The sequence below is a fragment of the Burkholderia sp. AU33423 genome (assembly GCF_002223135.1).
In the GTDB taxonomy this organism is placed as follows: domain Bacteria; phylum Pseudomonadota; class Gammaproteobacteria; order Burkholderiales; family Burkholderiaceae; genus Burkholderia; species Burkholderia lata_D.
The window spans coordinates 919,256-936,245 of record NZ_NKFH01000007.1 but is presented as its reverse complement, the minus strand read 5'-3'; the positions used below and the strand labels follow the sequence as shown (position 1 = coordinate 936,245).

The 16,990-nt window shown below is 65.6% G+C and carries 17 protein-coding genes; 10 read left to right on the top strand and 7 right to left on the bottom strand.

The window, feature by feature from the left end; genetic code table 11:
- The first annotated feature begins 7 nt into the window (after nucleotides 1–7).
- Complete coding sequence (locus CFB50_RS22820; protein ID WP_089447350.1) at nucleotides 8–877, top strand: sulfurtransferase; 870 nt, start codon at nucleotides 8–10, stop codon at nucleotides 875–877.
- A 54-nt stretch (nucleotides 878–931) separates the two neighbouring features.
- Here CFB50_RS22820 and CFB50_RS22815 read toward each other — a convergent pair whose 3' ends face one another.
- From CFB50_RS22815 to polA, 3 genes are all read right to left on the bottom strand, one after another.
- Nucleotides 932–1,807: a dienelactone hydrolase family protein gene (locus CFB50_RS22815; RefSeq protein WP_089447349.1), complete on the bottom strand. Its 876-nt coding sequence runs from the start codon at nucleotides 1,805–1,807 to the stop codon at nucleotides 932–934.
- A gap of 390 nt (nucleotides 1,808–2,197) precedes the next feature.
- Nucleotides 2,198–3,532, bottom strand: a complete 1,335-nt coding sequence (locus CFB50_RS22810; protein ID WP_089447348.1) for an NAD(P)/FAD-dependent oxidoreductase — start codon at nucleotides 3,530–3,532, stop codon at nucleotides 2,198–2,200.
- A 270-nt stretch (nucleotides 3,533–3,802) separates the two neighbouring features.
- A complete protein-coding gene (gene polA, locus CFB50_RS22805; RefSeq protein WP_089447347.1) occupies nucleotides 3,803–6,556 on the bottom strand; it encodes a DNA polymerase I in 2,754 nt (917 codons plus the stop codon).
- A 1-nt stretch (nucleotide 6,557) separates the two neighbouring features.
- On the opposite strand from polA, the gene CFB50_RS22800 reads away from it, so the two are divergent.
- Entirely contained in the window at nucleotides 6,558–7,316 is a 759-nt protein-coding gene (locus CFB50_RS22800; RefSeq protein ID WP_039358092.1) for a TIGR00730 family Rossman fold protein, read from the top strand.
- 389 nt (nucleotides 7,317–7,705) lie between these two features.
- A complete protein-coding gene (locus tag CFB50_RS22795) occupies nucleotides 7,706–8,002 on the top strand; it encodes a hypothetical protein (protein WP_089447346.1) in 297 nt (98 codons plus the stop codon).
- Nucleotides 8,003–8,276: 274 nt separating this feature from the next.
- Here the strand turns inward: CFB50_RS22795 and CFB50_RS22790 are convergent, their stop codons facing one another.
- Nucleotides 8,277–9,236, bottom strand: a complete 960-nt coding sequence (locus CFB50_RS22790) for a GlxA family transcriptional regulator (protein ID WP_089447345.1) — start codon at nucleotides 9,234–9,236, stop codon at nucleotides 8,277–8,279.
- Nucleotides 9,237–9,331: 95 nt separating this feature from the next.
- Here CFB50_RS22790 and CFB50_RS22785 point away from each other — a divergent pair, with 95 nt between their 5' ends.
- Both CFB50_RS22785 and CFB50_RS39595 read left to right on the top strand, forming a co-directional pair.
- Nucleotides 9,332–9,622, top strand: a complete 291-nt coding sequence (locus CFB50_RS22785; RefSeq protein WP_089447344.1) for a hypothetical protein — start codon at nucleotides 9,332–9,334, stop codon at nucleotides 9,620–9,622.
- Between the two features lie 23 nt (nucleotides 9,623–9,645).
- The gene (locus CFB50_RS39595) at nucleotides 9,646–9,801 is read left to right on the top strand and encodes a hypothetical protein (protein ID WP_174945185.1); all 156 of its coding nucleotides are present in this window, start codon (nucleotides 9,646–9,648) and stop codon (nucleotides 9,799–9,801) included.
- Between the two features lie 424 nt (nucleotides 9,802–10,225).
- Here CFB50_RS39595 and CFB50_RS22775 read toward each other — a convergent pair whose 3' ends face one another.
- A complete protein-coding gene (locus tag CFB50_RS22775) occupies nucleotides 10,226–11,752 on the bottom strand; it encodes an AMP nucleosidase (RefSeq protein ID WP_069252880.1) in 1,527 nt (508 codons plus the stop codon).
- A 129-nt stretch (nucleotides 11,753–11,881) separates the two neighbouring features.
- On the opposite strand from CFB50_RS22775, the gene CFB50_RS22770 reads away from it, so the two are divergent.
- The 5 genes from CFB50_RS22770 to CFB50_RS22750 all read left to right on the top strand — a co-directional run bounded on the left by CFB50_RS22770 (nucleotide 11,882) and on the right by CFB50_RS22750 (nucleotide 15,392).
- A complete protein-coding gene (locus CFB50_RS22770) occupies nucleotides 11,882–12,277 on the top strand; it encodes a hypothetical protein (protein WP_039358086.1) in 396 nt (131 codons plus the stop codon).
- Nucleotides 12,278–12,378: 101 nt separating this feature from the next.
- Nucleotides 12,379–13,377: a homoserine kinase gene (locus tag CFB50_RS22765; RefSeq protein ID WP_089447343.1), complete on the top strand. Its 999-nt coding sequence runs from the start codon at nucleotides 12,379–12,381 to the stop codon at nucleotides 13,375–13,377.
- Complete coding sequence (locus CFB50_RS22760; protein WP_089447342.1) at nucleotides 13,368–14,177, top strand: BPSS1780 family membrane protein; 810 nt, start codon at nucleotides 13,368–13,370, stop codon at nucleotides 14,175–14,177. The genes CFB50_RS22765 and CFB50_RS22760 overlap by 10 nt, the downstream gene beginning before the upstream one ends.
- Before the next feature lie 186 nt (nucleotides 14,178–14,363).
- A complete protein-coding gene (locus CFB50_RS22755; RefSeq protein WP_089447341.1) occupies nucleotides 14,364–14,816 on the top strand; it encodes a MarR family winged helix-turn-helix transcriptional regulator in 453 nt (150 codons plus the stop codon).
- A gap of 156 nt (nucleotides 14,817–14,972) precedes the next feature.
- Nucleotides 14,973–15,392, top strand: a complete 420-nt coding sequence (locus CFB50_RS22750; protein WP_011355825.1) for an organic hydroperoxide resistance protein — start codon at nucleotides 14,973–14,975, stop codon at nucleotides 15,390–15,392.
- Between the two features lie 113 nt (nucleotides 15,393–15,505).
- Here the strand turns inward: CFB50_RS22750 and CFB50_RS22745 are convergent, their stop codons facing one another.
- Nucleotides 15,506–15,682, bottom strand: a complete 177-nt coding sequence (locus tag CFB50_RS22745) for a DUF3563 family protein (protein ID WP_069251078.1) — start codon at nucleotides 15,680–15,682, stop codon at nucleotides 15,506–15,508.
- 81 nt (nucleotides 15,683–15,763) lie between these two features.
- On the bottom strand, nucleotides 15,764–16,873 hold the full coding sequence (locus tag CFB50_RS22740) for an extracellular catalytic domain type 1 short-chain-length polyhydroxyalkanoate depolymerase (RefSeq protein ID WP_089447340.1): 1,110 nt from the start codon (nucleotides 16,871–16,873) through the stop codon (nucleotides 15,764–15,766).
- Between the last annotated feature and the right edge of the window lie 117 nt (nucleotides 16,874–16,990).

The following is a 16,990-nucleotide window of genomic DNA, read 5'->3' as shown; positions in this document are numbered from 1 at the left end:
AGCCGTCATGCCACACACTCACTACACCACGCTCATCTCCGCCGCCAATCTCGCCGAGCGCCTGGCGGCGGCGCCCGGCAGCGTCGCGCTGTTCGACTGCCGCTTCGATCTCGTCGATCCCGCTGCCGGTGAAGCCGCCTATGCGGCCGGCCATATCCCCGGCGCCCAGTATCTCCATCTCGACCGCGACCTGTCGGGCCGCAAGACGGGCACCAACGGCCGCCATCCGCTGCCAACCCGCGACGCACTCGCCACGCTGCTCGCGAGCCGCGGCCTCAAGCAGGGCCAGCAGGTCGTCGCGTACGACGCGCAAGGCGGCGCCTATGCGGCGCGCCTGTGGTGGCTGCTGCGCTGGCTCGGGCATGATTCGGTTGCCGTGCTCGACGGCGGCCTGCAGGCCTGGGAAGCAGCCGGCCAGCCGCTGACGGCCGACGTACCGCACCCGGCCGCTGGCGATTTCCACGCGGCCGCGCCGCTCGAATCGACAGTCGACGCGGCAGCCGTGCTCGCCAACGTGAACGCACCCACGCGTGTCGTGATCGATGCGCGCGCACCCGATCGCTACCGCGGCGAAAACGAAACGATCGATCGTGTGGGCGGCCACATCCCCGGCGCGCGCAACCGCTTCTTCAAGGACAACCTGACCGCCGACGGCCGCTTCAAGACCGGCCATGAACTGCGCGAGGCGTTTTCCGCCGTGCTGGCGGGCACCGAACCGAACCGCGTGATCCTGCAATGCGGCTCCGGCGTCACCGCATGCCACAACGCGCTTGCACTGGAGGTTGCGGGCCTGCACGGCGCGTCGCTGTATCCGGGCTCGTGGAGCGAATGGAGCTCGGACCCGTCGCGGCCGATCGCAACCGGCCCGACACCGTAAGCCCCGGCGCGGCGCAGCCACAACGAAGCGGCGGCATGTGCCGCCGCTTGCCGTTTACATCACGCCGTACTTGCGGAGCCACGCGATCGCACGCTTCCAGCTCTCCTCCGCATCCGCCTTCACATAGCTCGGCCGGTAATCGGCAAAGAACGCGTGACCGGCATCCGGGTACACGACGATCTCCGATTCGCGTGCGAGCTTCGAGTCGCTCGTCTGGATTGCCTTGCGCATGTCGGCGAGCGACGCCTGCGTGATGTTCGCGTCCTTCTCGCCATACAGCCCGAGCACGGGCACCTTCAGCAACGATGCATGATCGACCGGGTTGAACGGCGTCATCTCGTCGGTCTTGCCTTCGACGAACCCGTACCATGCAACGGCCGCACGCACGTGCGGATTGTGCTCCGCATACAGCCAGCTCTGGCGGCCGCCCCAACAGAACCCGACCACGCCGAGACGCGACAGGTCGCCGCCGTTCTTGCCGGCCCACGCGACGGTCGCATCGAGATCCTCGGTCACCTGCCGGTCCGGCACCTTGCTGACGATGTGGTCGACCAGATCCTTGATCGTCGGATACTTCTCCGCATTGCCCTGCCGCGCGAACAGGTCGGGGGCGATCGCAAGATAACCGAGCTTCGCGAAGCGGCGGCAGACATCGGCGATGTGCGCGTGCACGCCGAAGATCTCGTGGATCACGATGACGACCGGCAGGTTCGTCTTGTCCTTCGGCTGCGCGCGATACGCGGGCACGCTCGCGTCGCCCGAGCGGATCTCGACGGTGTCGACGTCCAGCCCTTCGCTGTCGGTCGTGACCGTCTGCGCCGACACGGGCAGCACGGCCGCCGCGAAGGCTCCGCCCAGCGCGGCCTGCATGAACTTGCGGCGCGAGAACGGAACGTGGGGAACCAGGCTGTCGACTTCGGGTTTCAACATGAATGCACTCCTCGATTGGGGGCCGCCGTCACGATCACGGACACGGCATGACGGGGCGTCGCGCCGGCGCCCGGCGCGGATGTCGCGGCGGTTGGCACCCCGCCGCAAACGGAAACCCGGACAAGATGCCCAATAATCCGTTGTCGCGTCAACTGTCGGATATGTAAGACTCGATTACGGCGCGTTGATCCGGCCCGTCGAATCGCGATGCAACAAGCCGCATGCCGATCGCCGTTGCGCGACCGGATGCTTGCCGATTGAAACGAAAACCACGCGGTCGATGTTGCCCGTCACACGCGGGCACGGCAGCCCGGCTGCCCACAAAGAACAACGGGCGGAGACGACGCACGACATGCGCACTCCCCGCCCGCCTCATGCGCGAACGCGCGCTCAGTGCAGCTTGACGCGCGGCAGCGTCGTGCGCCGCAGCCAGTGCGCGACCGTGTCGAGCATCATGCGCGGATAGCCGTGCAGCGCAGCGATGTGCATCCGGTACAACGACATGTACATGAAGCGCGCGAACAGCCCTTCGATCAGCATGTTGCCGCCGATCAGCCCGCCCATCAGGTTGCCGACCGCGCTGAAATGGCCGAGCGACACGAGCGAGCCCAGGTCGCGATAGGTGAATTCGGGCAGCGGGCGCCCATCGAGCCGACAGCCGATTGCCTTCAGCAGGAAGTTCGCCTGCTGGTGCGCAGCCTGCGCGCGCGGCGGCACGTTGCGCTCGTTGCCGGGCCATGCGCATGCCGCACAATCGCCGAGCGCGAACACGTTGTCGTCGGTAAAGGTCTGCAGCGTGCGGCGCACGTCGAGCTGGCCGAGCTTGTTGACCTGGAGGCCATCGAGATTGGCGAGCACGGACGGCGCCTTGATGCCCGCGGCCCAGACCGTCAGGTCGGCCCGCACCGTCTTGCCGCTCGCCGTATGGACGGCCCCGGGCGCCACCTCGGTCACGCGCTCGGCGAGCATCAGCCGCACGCCGATCTTTTCGAGCAGTTCGGCCGTCGCCGACGACACGCGCTCCGGCAATGCCGGGAGAATCCGCGGCCCCGATTCGATCAGCACGATGCCGACGTCGTGCCGCGGGTCGAGCTTGTGCAGCCCGTAGGCCGACAACACCTGCGCGGTGTTGCGCAGCTCGGCGGACAGCTCGACGCCGGTCGCGCCGCCACCGACGATCGCGACCTGGATGCGCGGCTCGGCCGCCTCACCCGGTGCGGTCGGCACCGGCGCCTGATGTTCGGCGCGCATGCACGCGGCGATCAGCCGCTTGCGGAAGCGCTCGGCCTCGCCAACGGTATCGAGCGCGATCGCGTTTTCCGCCGCGCCCTGCACGCCGAAGAAGTGAGTCGTGCTGCCGATCGCGATCACGAGCGTGTCATATTCCAGCTCGCGCGCCGGCAACAACTCCTCGCCGTCGCTGTCGTTGATGGGTGACAGCGTGATGCGCTTCGCCGCGCGGTCGAGCCCGGTCAACCCGCCCTGCTGGAACTCGAAACCATGCCAGCGCGCCTGCGCCGCATATTCGAGCTCCTGCGTGAACGGGTCCATGCTGCCGGCCGCGACCTCGTGCAGCAGCGGTTTCCAGATGTGGGTCGGATTGCGGTCGACGAGCGTGACAAGCGCACGCGCAGAACGATTGCCGCGCGCGCCGTAACGGTCGCCGAGCCGCGTCGCCAGTTCCAGGCCGCCCGCGCCTCCGCCTACGATGATGATCCGATGCATCTGTTCCCCCTTTGCGATTCGAAACTGCTGCCGCCGGACAACGCGAACGCGATGCATTCGCGCGACCCGATGGATTAACCGGTTCGGACATCATCGATGTGCAGTTCGAAGCACTTCAATGCGCCCAACCCGGAACGCGGGGTGCGCATGCCCCCGAGTCAATGACATGCATTGTCCGGGAGCTTGCGCATTGACCACAAGCAAACCATCTCGATATTCAGCATCCCTGCAACAATATGCCGCAGGAATCGGGAACCGTGCAGCGGTGCGTCAGTGTGCCTCTTCCCAGTTCGCGCCGGCACCTACTTCGGCCACCAGCGGCACCTTCAGCTTCGCCACGCCGCACATCATTTCCGGCAGTTTCTCGCGCACCAGCGACAGTTCGCCGTCGGGTACCTCGAGCACCAGTTCATCGTGCACCTGCATGATCATCCGCGACGCAAGCTTGTCGCGCGTGAGCCAGTCGTCCACCGCGATCATCGACAGCTTGATCAGGTCGGCCGCCGTGCCCTGCATCGGCGCATTGATTGCCGCGCGCTCGGCCGCCTGGCGGCGCGGGCCGTTGCCGCCGTTGATCTCGGGCAGCCACAGGCGGCGACCGAAAACGGTTTCGACGTAGCCCTTCTCCTTCGCAACCGAACGCGTGTCTTCCATGTACTGCGCGACACCCGGATAGCGGGCGAAATAACGGTCGATATAGAGCTTCGCCGCATCGCGCGTGATGCCGAGGTTCGACGCGAGCCCGAACGCGCTCATCCCGTAGATGAGCCCGAAGTTGATCACCTTCGCAATCCGGCGCTGGTCGGAATTGACCTCCAGCGGCGTCACGCCGAACACCTCGGCGGCCGTCGCGCGATGGATGTCCTCGCCCTGCGAGAACGCGCGCAGCAGCGACGCGTCGCCCGAGATATGCGCCATGATCCGCAGTTCGATCTGCGAATAATCGGCCGACACGATCCGGTGGCCCGGCGAGGCGATGAACGCCTCGCGGATCCGCCGCCCCTCGGCCGTGCGCACCGGAATGTTCTGAAGATTCGGATCGTTCGATGCCAGGCGGCCCGTGACCGCGACGGCCTGCGCGTAGTTCGTGTGCACGCGGCCCGTTGACGGGTTCACCATGCGCGGCAGCTTGTCGGTATAGGTCGACTTCAGCTTCGACAGCCCGCGATGCTCGAGCAGCAGCTTCGGCAACGGGTAATCTTCGGCCAGCTTCTGCAGCACTTCTTCGTCGGTCGACGGTGCGCCGCTCGGCGTCTTTTTCACGACGGGCAACTGCAGCTTTTCGAAGAAGATCTGCCCGATCTGCTTCGGCGAGCCGAGATTGAATTCGCCGCCCGCCAGTTCATACGCCTGCCCTTCGAGCTCGATCAGGCGGGTCGCGATTTCGGCGCTCTGCGCCTGCAGGCGCGCATCGTCGATCAGCACGCCCGTGCGCTCCATCTTGCGCAGCACGAGCGACACGGGCATCTCGATCTCGCGGTACACGTGCAAGAGGCCCGGTTCGCGCGCGACCTGCGGATACAGTGCGTGATGCAACTGCAGCGTGATGTCCGCATCTTCGGCCGCGTATTCGGCGGCCTGCGTGAGCGCGACTTCGTCGAAGCCGATCTGCTTCGCGCCCTTGCCGGCCACGTCTTCGTATTTGATCGTCTTGACACCCAGATGACGCAGCGCAAGGCTGTCCATGTCGTGCGTGCGATGCGATTCGACCACGTACGATTCGAGCAGCGTGTCGTGCTCGATGCCGTTCAGCGCGATGTCGTAGTTCGCGAGCACCTGCGCGTCGTACTTCAGGTGCTGGCCGACCTTCTTGCGATCGGCCGATTCGAGCCACGGCTTCAGGCGTGCGAGCACCTCATCGAGCGGAAGCTGTTCGGGCATGTCGGGGCCGCGATGCGCAACCGGCAGGTACGCCGCCTTGCCCGGCTCGACCGAGAACGACAGGCCGACGAGCCGCGCGAGCATCGGGTCGAGCGCGGTCGTCTCGGTGTCGAACGCGGTCAGTGCGGCCGCGTCGATCTTCGCGAACCACGCATCGAACTGTTCCCAGGTCTGAATCGTGTCGTATTCGCGCACGACGTCGGTCGGGATCACCGGGGCCGGCTCGCCTTCCGGCGCATCGGCGCCGTTGCCTTCGGCCTGTGCGCTCTCGACTTCGCGCAGCCACGTCTTGAAGCCGTAGCGCGCGAAGATGTCGCGCAGCAAGTCGCGTGCTTCGCCGTCAGTCTTCAACGACGTTTCGATCGATTCGAGATGCGGTGCGAGATCGCAAGCCGTGTCGACAGTCACGAGCTGGCGGCCGAGCGGCAGGAAGTCGAGCGCGCGGCGCAGGTTGTCGCCGACCACGCCCTTGATCTCGCCCGCGTGTTCGATCACGCCGTCGAGGCTGTCGTACTGCGACAGCCATTTGACGGCCGTCTTCGGCCCGCACTTCTCGACACCCGGCACGTTGTCGACGGTGTCGCCGATCAGTGCGAGGTAGTCGATGATGCGCTCCGGCGGCACGCCGAACTTTGCGATCACGCCGTCGCGGTCGAGCGTCTCGTTGGTCATCGTGTTGACGAGCGTGACGTGGTCGGTGACGAGCTGCGCGAGATCCTTGTCGCCGGTCGACACGATCACGTTCATCCCGTGCCGCTCGGCTTCGCGCGCGAGCGTGCCGATCACGTCGTCGGCCTCGACGCCTTCGACCATCAGCAGCGGCCAGCCGAGCGCGCGCACCGCGCCGTGGATCGGTTCGACCTGCAATGCGAGGTCGGGCGGCATCGACGGACGGTTTGCCTTATAGTCGGCATAAAGGTCGTCACGGAACGTCTTGCCCTTTGCATCGAACACGCAAGCGCTATACTCTGCACTGACTTCCTTGCGCATACGGCGCAGCATGTTGATGATTCCGTAGAGCGCTCCGGTCGGCTCCCCGCCAGGGCCACGCAAATCAGGCATCGCATGGTAAGCCCGATACAGATAGCTCGAACCGTCAACCAATAGCAGGGTCTTACCTTCCAGATTTCGTTCTTCAGGCATTATGAACAAGAGAAAAGTGATTCCGAGTCTGCGTTCGCTCGCAGATCAAGAACGCGCGACGGCCAAGAAGGCGCGCGCATCGTGGCAGATGTTCACGATTATGGCAGAGTTTATCGAGGCGACCGAGTACCTGTCGGAGATCCGCCCGGCTGTCAGCATCTATGGTTCTGCCCGCCTCAAACCCGATACGCCGCACTACAAGCTCGCCGCGCAGATCGCGCGCAAGCTGTCCGACGCCGGCTTCGCCGTGATCTCCGGCGGCGGCCCCGGCATCATGGAAGCGGCGAACAAGGGCGCGCACGCCGGCAAAGCGCCGTCGGTCGGCCTGAACATCGAGCTGCCGCACGAACAGGCCGGCAACCACTATCAGGACATCTCGCTGCGCTTCCGCCACTTCTTCACGCGCAAGGTCACGTTCGTGAAGAATTCGGATGCGGTGATCGTGATGCCGGGTGGCTTCGGCACGCTCGACGAACTGTCGGAAGTGCTCACGCTGATCCAGACGAAGAAGTCGCGCCTCGTGCCGATCATCCTCGTCGGCAGCGAGTTCTGGAAGGGGCTGCTGCAGTGGTTCCGCGACCAGCTGATCCCGATGGGCCTCATCAATCCGGAAGACATGGACCTGATGCAGGTGATCGACGATCCCGACCAGGTGCTCGACGCGGTGCTCGCGTTCTACGAGGACAGCGGCGAGGAAGAAGGTTCGGACGATGAAGGCCATCCGCCGCGCCCCGAAGAAGACCGGATGTTCTACCTGTAATCCATCCGTGACGATCGCCGGCCCGACGGCCGGCGCGCCCCTCCCGCGCGGCAGACGTGGCGATTCCGCCACCTGCCGCGTGTCACTTTGTAACGCGCCATTAATCGCGCTTCGTGGCCGCGCGCCATCGAATGTCAAATCCGCGCAGCGGGTGCCGTGCGGCGCGCGCCATCATCCGCGCACGTTGCGCCGCCATTGTCAAATGACACGGCCTGACGCCCGCATCCGGCACCTGCCGGCCGCTAATCCTCCGTAACAACCCCGCCTCGCGTTTTCCGTCGCGCGCCAGCACACTGCATGTGTCGGTGCGGCGTTTCCCCCGGTGGAACGGTCCCCCTCGCTTCCATCGCGTCGCGCCGGCCTCTTACAACGACATCACGGAAAAGAACATGCAACGCTCGCTGATCGCCCTTGCCTTCGCCGGCCTTGGCCTTTCGCTGTCCGGCCTCGCCCACGCCGTCAACGTCGACGTCAACATCGGCACGCCCGCACCGGTCGTCGTCGCGCCCGCGCCCGTCGTGGTCGCCCCGGCGCCCGCCGTGATCGTCGGCTGGCATGGCGACCGCTACTGGGACGGCCGTCGCTACTGGGAACGCCGCGAGTGGGAAGATCACGAGCGTCATCACGGCCACGGCGATCGCGGCTATCACTGCCCGCCGGGACACGCGAAGAAGGGTGAATGCTGAGCGACCGAGCGCGGCATTCATCGGCCCGCACACTGACGCGAAAAGAAGAAGGTCGCACGCAAACTTCCGTTCGTGTGCGGCCTTTGTCGTTGCAGACCCGGCTGCACAAGATTCATCGCGGATTTACCGGGGAACGCGGAGCGAATCTCAAGAAGGATGGATTCGGCGTCGCGCTTTGCCGGGCTTGCTCGGCGCGGTGTTCCCCGGCCTTTTGCTGCCCGACAGGCTTCGCAACTCGCAGGCCGACTGCGCGCGCGGATCTTTTGACGAACCGTCAGCGCAGATCGGCGCGAAGGTCACGCACACCGCGTCCTGTCCTCTGACGCAGGAGCGCACCCAACGTCGCCCCGTCGACGTAGCCCACCTGAGCGGCCACGGCTTCCAGGTCCATGCCGCCATGGAGAAGCGATTGGGCGTGCTCCACGCGCAGGTCCTGGAAATACGACAGCGGGGATTTTCCGAGTATGGCTTGGCATCGCCGCTGCAATGAGCGCGTACTGGTCCCTACCGCGGAAGCTGCGTCCTGCAGGGAGAATCCGTCCTTGAGATGATCCCTTGCCCAGCGCTCGAAACGCAGGACGAGAGGATCGGCCTGCGCCAAATGGTTGGGGATGATGTATTGCGCCTGCGATGAACGCAGGTCGGCGAGCAGATATCGCGAGACCATAACGGCCAACTCCGGACTCGCTTTGCGAATCAGCCAAAGCGCAAGGTCCAGATGCCCCATCGCCGCGCCGGCTGTGACGCCGATATCGGTCGGCACCAGCATTCGCGACTCTTCGAGCCGCACCTTGGGGAAGCGTTGCCGGAACAGCGGCGCAAGCCACCAGGTCGTCGTCGCCTCGCGATCATCGAGAAGACCTGTTTCGGCGAACACGAACGTCCCGATACACGACGTGGCGATCTTCGCGCCCTGCTCATGCCACCTCCTGAGCTCCCCAACGGCCTGCTTTACGTCAGGCCGCTCGAGCGCCGGAATCAGAAGCTCCGGTGTCGAGGTCGCCAGGGCGGGAAGGATCACCCAGTCCGGCATCAACACCGACGTGATGGGCTGCACGGGGATCACCAGCCCGCCATGGGTCCGCACCTTCTTGCGTACGCCCACGACGCTGATTTCAAACGGTCGTTGCCGGCCCTCCCGGGCCGCGAAACCGTTCGCGAGCCTAAGCGCATCGAGCATCGCCGTGTACCCGGTGTCGAACACTCCATCGAGCGCGATCAGCGTAATTCGCATGGCGTAAACGACCTAAAAGTTGGCATTTACGACTGTACCTTCTTTCGAGGGCGGGGACTAGACTCAGCCTCGTCGATTCAACAAGGAGACGACAGATGAAAGTTTTCGCAATCGGAAAGGGCGTGAAACCGATCACGGACGAAGTTCGGCAGCAAATCATGCCGAAGGAAGTCCCCCACACGCTCAAGCTCTACCTCGAAGGCAAGATCGAGCAGTTTTACTTTATCGACGGAAACCCGGGGGTGGTTTTCCTGATGAGCGCCGAATCGGTCGATGAAGCCAAGGCGATTGTGGGCGCGATGCCCCTCGCGGCCGAGGGCTTTCTCGACTTCGAGTTCCTGCCGGTCGGCCCGCTCAAGCCCCTCGGTATGCTGCTTCAGGGCTAACAGACCCGATGGCGCCGTCAATCATGCTGCCCATTTTTGACGGCGCACCGGGCTGCTTTGATGCGGCAGCAACCGCTGCTGACGATGAAGTCGACAACGGAGCTTCGCTACCCGGCCCCTGGTTGTCGGTCGACGCCCCCTCAATGGCCGCGTGTGAAACGAACCTGCCCTTCCAGTGACGACTCTGGCGAAGGGGGCAAGCGAGCGCATCTGGCCGATCGCCAACGGACTTCCTCGCGCCTTCCCGGACATCCACGATGAAAAAAAACCGCCGGCACCCAAGTGTCTGGCGGTTTTTTGCTGCTGACCGGCTGCTCGTCGGACGTCAAACTGCGCGTCCATGATACCGAGCGTGGCGGCAATCTTGTCGCGCGTCGACTTACGCAGCTTCTCGCTGCTTTCCTGTCGATCGTACGCGGACTGACTGATGCCGAGTCGCGTCGCGACTTCGACCTGCGTCAGCCCGAGATATTTGCGCCACGCGCACAGGGGCGTCGCCCCGTCGACCGTTGTGCTGACGACCCGACCCGCCGCATTGATGCGGGCAAGTTGGACGCGGACGCTCCCCGACTCCGCCGGGGAGCGTCACACAGCGATCGCTCGTTACTGAAACGCCACTTCCGCAAAGCTCCGCAATTTCCGGCTATGCAGCTTGTCGAGCCCGTTCGTGCGCAGGATCTCCATCGCCCTCACGCCGATCTGCAGATGCTGGTCGACCTGCCCGCGATAGAACGTGTCGGCCATGCCCGGCAGTTTCAGCTCGCCGTGCAGCGGCTTGTCCGACACACACAGCAGCGTGCCGTACGGCACGCGGAAGCGGAAGCCGTTCGCGGCGATCGTCGCGCTTTCCATGTCGAGCGCGATCGCGCGGCTCTGCGACAGCCGCTGCACGGGTTCGCGATGGTCGCGCAGCTCCCAGTTGCGGTTGTCGACGCTCGCGACCGTGCCCGTACGCATCACGCGCTTCAGCTCGACACCATCAAGTTGCGTGACGTCGGCCACCCCGCGCTCGAGCGCGAGCTGCACTTCGGCCAGCGCCGGAATCGGCACCCACAGCGGCAGGTCGGCATCGAGCACGTGATCCTCGCGCACGTAGCCGTGTGCGAGCACGTAATCGCCGAGACGCTGCGTGTTGCGCAACCCCGCGCAGTGACCGAGCATCACCCACGCGTGCGGACGCAGCACCGCGATGTGATCGGTGATCGTCTTCGCGTTCGACGGGCCGACGCCGATGTTGACCATCGTGATCCCGCTGCCGTCCGCGCGCTTCAGGTGATACGCGGGCATCTGCGGCAGGCGCGGCGGCGCGGCGCCCTCGGCCGGCTCGCTGCCGAGGTTCGCGTTGTAGGTGACGACATCGCCCGGCTCGACGAACGAGCTGTACTGGCTCCGGTATGCACGCACCTCGGGATCGTCGCTCTCCGTCATCACCGTACGGCCCAGCTTCACGAACTCGTCGATGTAGAACTGGTAGTTCGTGTAGAGCACGTAGTTCTGGAAATGCGTGGGCGACGTCGCCGTGTAGTGGCGCAGCCGGTGCAGCGAGAAGTCGACGCGCGCGGCCGTGAACAGCGCGAGCGGATGCGGCTCGCCCGGCGCCGGCTCGAACGTGCCGTTGACGATGCGATCGTCGAGATACGACAGGTCGGGCGTGTCGAAGATGTCGCGCATCGCGAGCAGGCGGTCGCGGTCGAGCTCGCCCTCGAGATGGATGCCTTCCGGAAACGCGAAGTGGATCGGAATCGGCTGCGACGACACGCCGATCTCGATCTTCACATGGTGGTTCTTCGCCAGCAGGCGCAGTTGCTCGCGATAGTAGTTTGCGAAGAGATCGGGGCGCGTGACCGTCGTCTCGAATACGCCGGGGCCCGCGACGAAACCGTACGAGCGGCGCGAATCGACATGCGTGTTGACGTCGGTGCGAATCCGTACGAACGGGTAGCACGCGCGCACGTGCTCGGTAATCGATTCGTGGCGGCGATAGCGCGCGAATGCGTCGCGCAGGAAGCCCGTGTTCGTGTCGTAAATCGCGGACAGCCGCGCGACGGCGGCGATCGGATCGTCGAAAGCCTCGACCGGCGGGCTCTCGGGCGTCAGCACTCGGTGCCGGCGGCTCAAATCGTTCTTCATTTTCATCACCTCGTCTGATCCGACGACATTACCACGGAACCCGGTCGCCTTTATGGCTGCCCCTACGCACGCGAGGGCCGGATGGGGCGCAGTATTTGCTAAAATCGGTGGGTTCACTGGAGACTCATCATGAAGCCGCTCATTCTCGTCGCCGCTGCCGCCGCGTTTGCCGCCGCCAGCGTCGCTTACGCCGCCGGCGGCACGCCTGACGCCGACGCGCAGGCTCGGGCCGAGGCCAACGAGGCCGCCGGCCTGCCCGATCTCCGCAAGATCAACCGGCCGGGCGCCGAAGTCACGTCGAAAGTCGACTTCGCCGACATCCGCCGCACGCCGAGCTTCCACGAAAAGAGCAAGAACGGCACCGAAGTCACCGAGTACCGCGATCGCGGCAAGCCGGTCGAGATCGACGTGAAGTCGAACTTCGGCACGCGCTACCAGATGAGCTCGACGCCCGACACGTCGCCGAAGCCGCACGACGCGGGCATCCCGATCACGCGCCTGCCGTCGCTGAACCTGCGCTACTGATTCCAGGGCGCGCGGCACCGAACGCCGCGCGCCGCCTCCCTTCACCTGATGTCGCGACGCACGCCGCCCGCGTGCCGACACCTTGACCTGACGCATCCCGCATGGCCGTTTTCACTGCTGTTTCCGACTCCGATCTCGCGCAATGGATGCGCCACTACGAACTGGGCGACGTGCTTGCGTTCCGCGGCATTCCGTCCGGTATCGAAAACAGCAATTTCTTCCTGACGACGACGCGCGGCGAGTACGTCCTCACGATCTTCGAAAAGCTCACGGCGCAGCAACTGCCGTTCTATCTCGACCTGATGCGCCACCTGGCCGGCCACGGCGTGCCGGTGCCGGATCCGATCCCGCGTGACGACGGCGCGCTGTTCGGCGAGTTGCACGGCAAGCCGGCCGCGATCGTCACGAAGCTCGAAGGCTCGGCCGAACTGGCGCCGGGGGTCGAACACTGCATCGAGGTCGGGCAGATGCTCGCGCGCCTGCACCTCGCCGGCCGCGACTATCCGCGCAACCAGCCGAACCTGCGCAGCCTGCCGTGGTGGCAGGAGAACGTGCCCGCGATCGTGCCGTTCATCACGGACGAGCAGCGCGCGCTGCTGGAAGGCGAACTCGCGCACCAGGCCAGCTTCTTCGCGTCGGACGACTACGCGGCGCTGCCGGCCGGGCCATGCCATTGCGACCTGTTCCGCGACAACGTGCTGTTCGCTCACGCAGCGCCCGGCATCGGCCACGACGTGCGGCTCGGCGGCTTCTTCGACTTCTATTTCGCGGGCTGCGACAAGTGGCTGTTCGACGTCGCGGTCACGGTCAACGACTGGTGCGTCGACCTCGCGACCGGCGTGCTCGACGTCGCGCGCGCCGACGCGCTGCTGCGCGCGTACCAGACGGTCCGGCCGTTCACGGCCGAGGAGCGCCGCCACTGGAGCGACATGCTGCGCGCGGGCGCGTACCGCTTCTGGGTGTCGCGCCTGTACGACTTCTACCTGCCGCGCGCGGCCGAGATGCTCAAGCCGCACGACCCCGGTCATTTCGAACGCATCCTGCGCGAGCGTATCGCGCATACGCCCGCGCTTCCCGAGATCCAAACCGCATGCAACTGATCGAAGTGCCCGCCAAAACGGGCTATGTCTGGTTCCGTCAAGGCGTCTGGCTGTTCCGCCGGAACCCGCTCGCGTTCATCACGCTGTTCTTCACGTACCTGCTGGCGATCACGCTGATATCGATGGTGCCCGTGATCGGCTCCGCGCTGCCGCTGGTATTCATTCCCGGCGTCGCGGTCGGCTTCATGGCCGCGTGCCGCGACACGGTGGCCGGCAAGCCCGTGATGCCGACGATCCTCGTCGACGGCTTCCGCTCGTACGGCACCGTCGCAACCCAGCGGCTGCTCGTGCTCGGCGTGATCTACGTCGCGTCGATGGTGATCGTGTTCGCCGCTTCGTCGTTCGTGGACGGCGGCGCGCTGTTCCACGTGATGATGGGCGCGGCCGACGAAGCGAACACGACGCCCGAGACACTCGCCGCGCAAGGCACGCTCGGTGCGCTGTTCTTCGCGACGCTGCTCTATCTGCCGGTCGCGATGCTGTTCTGGTTCGCGCCGGTGCTGGTCGCGTGGCATGACGTCCCGCCCGCCAAGGCGCTGTTTTTCAGCGTCGTGAGCTGCTGGCGCAATCGCGGCGCGTTCGTCGTGTACGGCGTGCTGTGGTTCGCCGTTGCGCTCGGCACGTCGCTCGCGCTGTCGCTGCTGCTGCAGGCGCTCGGCGCCGGCGCCTATGCGCTGACGATCATGATGCCGGTGACGATCATCATCGTCACGATGCTGTACTGCTCGTTCTACGCGACCTATCGCGGCTGCTTCGGCGTACAGGAACCGGGCGCGACGACCACCACGTCGGGCCGCTGAAGTCTCTGCGGCCGGCGCGCGTCGCCGGCCCGCCGTTCTCCGCGCCGGGTGGCCTCCCGGCGCTCCTCCCTTCCCCCGCCTCCGTCAGCCACCACTCGTCGCCGATCGCCCCTGTTCATCCCGACCTTTTGCGCGCAAAATAATTTGCGTACAAATTGTTAGCGCGTTCGCCGCGCCGCCCGAATCATGGACCGCCTGCCTCCGCTGCCCCAGACACTCGACGAGCAACTCTGCTTCGCGCTCTACTCGACTTCGCACGCGATGACGAAGGCGTACAAGCCGCTGCTCGACAAGCTGTCGCTGACCTATCCCCAATATCTCGCGATGCTCGTGCTGTGGGAACGCGACGACATCGCCGTCAAGGACATCGCCGCGCGGCTCGACCTCGACCCGGCCACGGTCACGCCCCTGCTGAAGCGGCTGGAGGCGCTCGGCTACGTCGAGCGCGTGCGCAACGCGGCCGACGAACGCATCGTGAACGTACTGGTGACGCCGGAAGGCCGTGCGTTGAAGGAGCGCGCACGCTCGGTGCCCGCCGATCTCTTCTGCGCGATGCAGCAATCCCCCGACTTCCTGGTCAGGCTGCGCGCCGATCTTCAGCAGTTGCGCGACGCACTCTCGGCTGCCAACGAACGCTGACAGGCGGGCTTCGATGAACCGGCCCGGTACTGCCGGGTCTTTTCTTCAAAAATTCATTTGCACACAAATGATTTGTGTTCTATTGTTTGTACGTGGCCGGCGACACCCCGTTCGACCGGGCCGCTTTTCCTCCCTTTTCCAGACAGGAGCTGCACGATGAACATTCTGTACAAGACCAGCGCCACGAGCACGGGTGGCCGCGACGGCCGCGCGGTATCCGCTGACAACAAGCTGGAAGTGAAGCTGGCCGCGCCGCGCGAACTCGGCGGCACGGGCGCGGAAGGCACGAATCCGGAGCAGCTGTTTGCCGCAGGTTACTCGGCCTGTTTCCTGAGCGCGATGAAATTCGTCGCCGGCCAGGACAAGAAGGCACTGCCGGCCGACACGCAGGTCACGGCGGAAGTCGGCATCGGCCCGAACGACGCAGGCGGCTTCGGGCTCGACGTCGAACTGCGCGTATCGTTGCCGGGGTTCGACAAGGCCGACGCGCAAGCGCTGGTCGAAAAGGCGCACCACGTGTGCCCGTATTCGAACGCGACGCGTAACAACGTGCCGGTGCGCCTGACGGTCGTCTGACGCGACACAAGGCCTGGAATGCAAAAAGGGCGCGTGCGGCATGGTGCCGCACGCACCCTTTTCTGCTGCGTGACTCGCCGGAACGGCGGACCTGGCTGCCCGCCCTGCGCTTCTTAGCGCGAACCGAACGTGTACGGGCGGTTCATCGCCGCTTCGCGGTCGATCTTGCGCATGCGGAATTCGAGATCATAGATGTCGGTCGCTTCGGCCAGGTACGCGTCGGCGCGCTCTTTCGAGGCCTTTTCAGCGTTCTTGGTCAGCATAAGGAAGAGGTGGCTCAGCAGGTACATGGTTGATCTCGCAATCCAAAGGTTCTTTCACTAGGGTTTTCCCGAATTATAGGGAAAACCCTAGTCTTTGGCCAGCGTCGATCAGACGGTGCGTCGTTCGGTCGCCACAGTGCGGCGCTGGGTTTCGAAAAAGGCCCAGATCATCGCGCTCGCATCGGGGCCGACCGCCGCGTGGAACGGCACAGCTTCGTCGCCGCCGGCCCACGCATGGTCGAGCCCTTTCACATGACAGAGCCGCACGACCGGCTCGCCGTCGCGGCAGACATCGGTGATCTGCGCGCCCGCGTCGCGCGTCTCGACCCGTTCGCCGCCGCGCAACGCGCCGCGGCTGTCGGCAAGCCCGTTCAGGCGCATGAACTGCACCGTCAGCTGGTCGGCATTCTTCGGCGCGACCACGTGATCGCCGTCGCCCTGGACGACCAGCGCCGGCATGCCGGGATACGCGGCGGCATCGACCAGCGCATCGACGGCCGCCGCCGGGTTCTGGCGCACGCCGCGCCGCATCACGTCCATCGCGGTAATGCCCGAGGTCGCCTCGCCGAGCGCAGGGCCCGAATGCAGCGCCACCGCCGCGAAACGGTCCGGATGGTGCAGTGCAAGAAGCGACGCGAGACCCGCGCCGGCCGACAACCCCGCGACATAGACACGCGACGCGTCGAAACCGTGTTCGTCGACGAGCGCGTCGACGAGCGACGCCACCGCGTTCACCTCGCCGCGGCCCGCGCGGTCGGTGTCTTCATACCAGTGCCAGCAGCCGTGCGCGTGCGCGCGCAGCGACTGCTCCGGATACAGCACCGCAAAGCCGTGCTTGTCGGCCAGCAGGTTCATCCGCGTGCCTTGCACGAACTCGTCGACGGACTGCTGGCAGCCGTGCAGCATCACCACGAGCGGCATCGCGCCACGCCGGCGGCCAGGCGGCACGTAGAGGCCGTAGGCAAGATTCTGGACGAGGCGCCCGAGCGCGGGGGCCATCGGATGTTCGCCACGCGTCCACTCGCCGGCCGCCCATGCGGCCGCGCGTGGTCGCACGCGCGATTCGCGCGGCGGGGACAGATCGGATACGGCGGTGGAGGCCGCGGCCTCGAGAGCATCACGTGTGATGCGCTGCGCTTCGCGCGCCGAGCGCTTGGCGGCCGGAGACAGCATGCGTTTCATGCCGCCCAGCCACACCTTGGTCAGACTTTTGGTCATCGATCAGGCTCGCAGTCAGGAAAAATAGGGGCACCACAGCGGATGCATCGTTCGTCTTTGTGCAATGCACCATAACATTGTTTCTCGGATTTTTCCTGCATGCGGATAGTTCCCGGC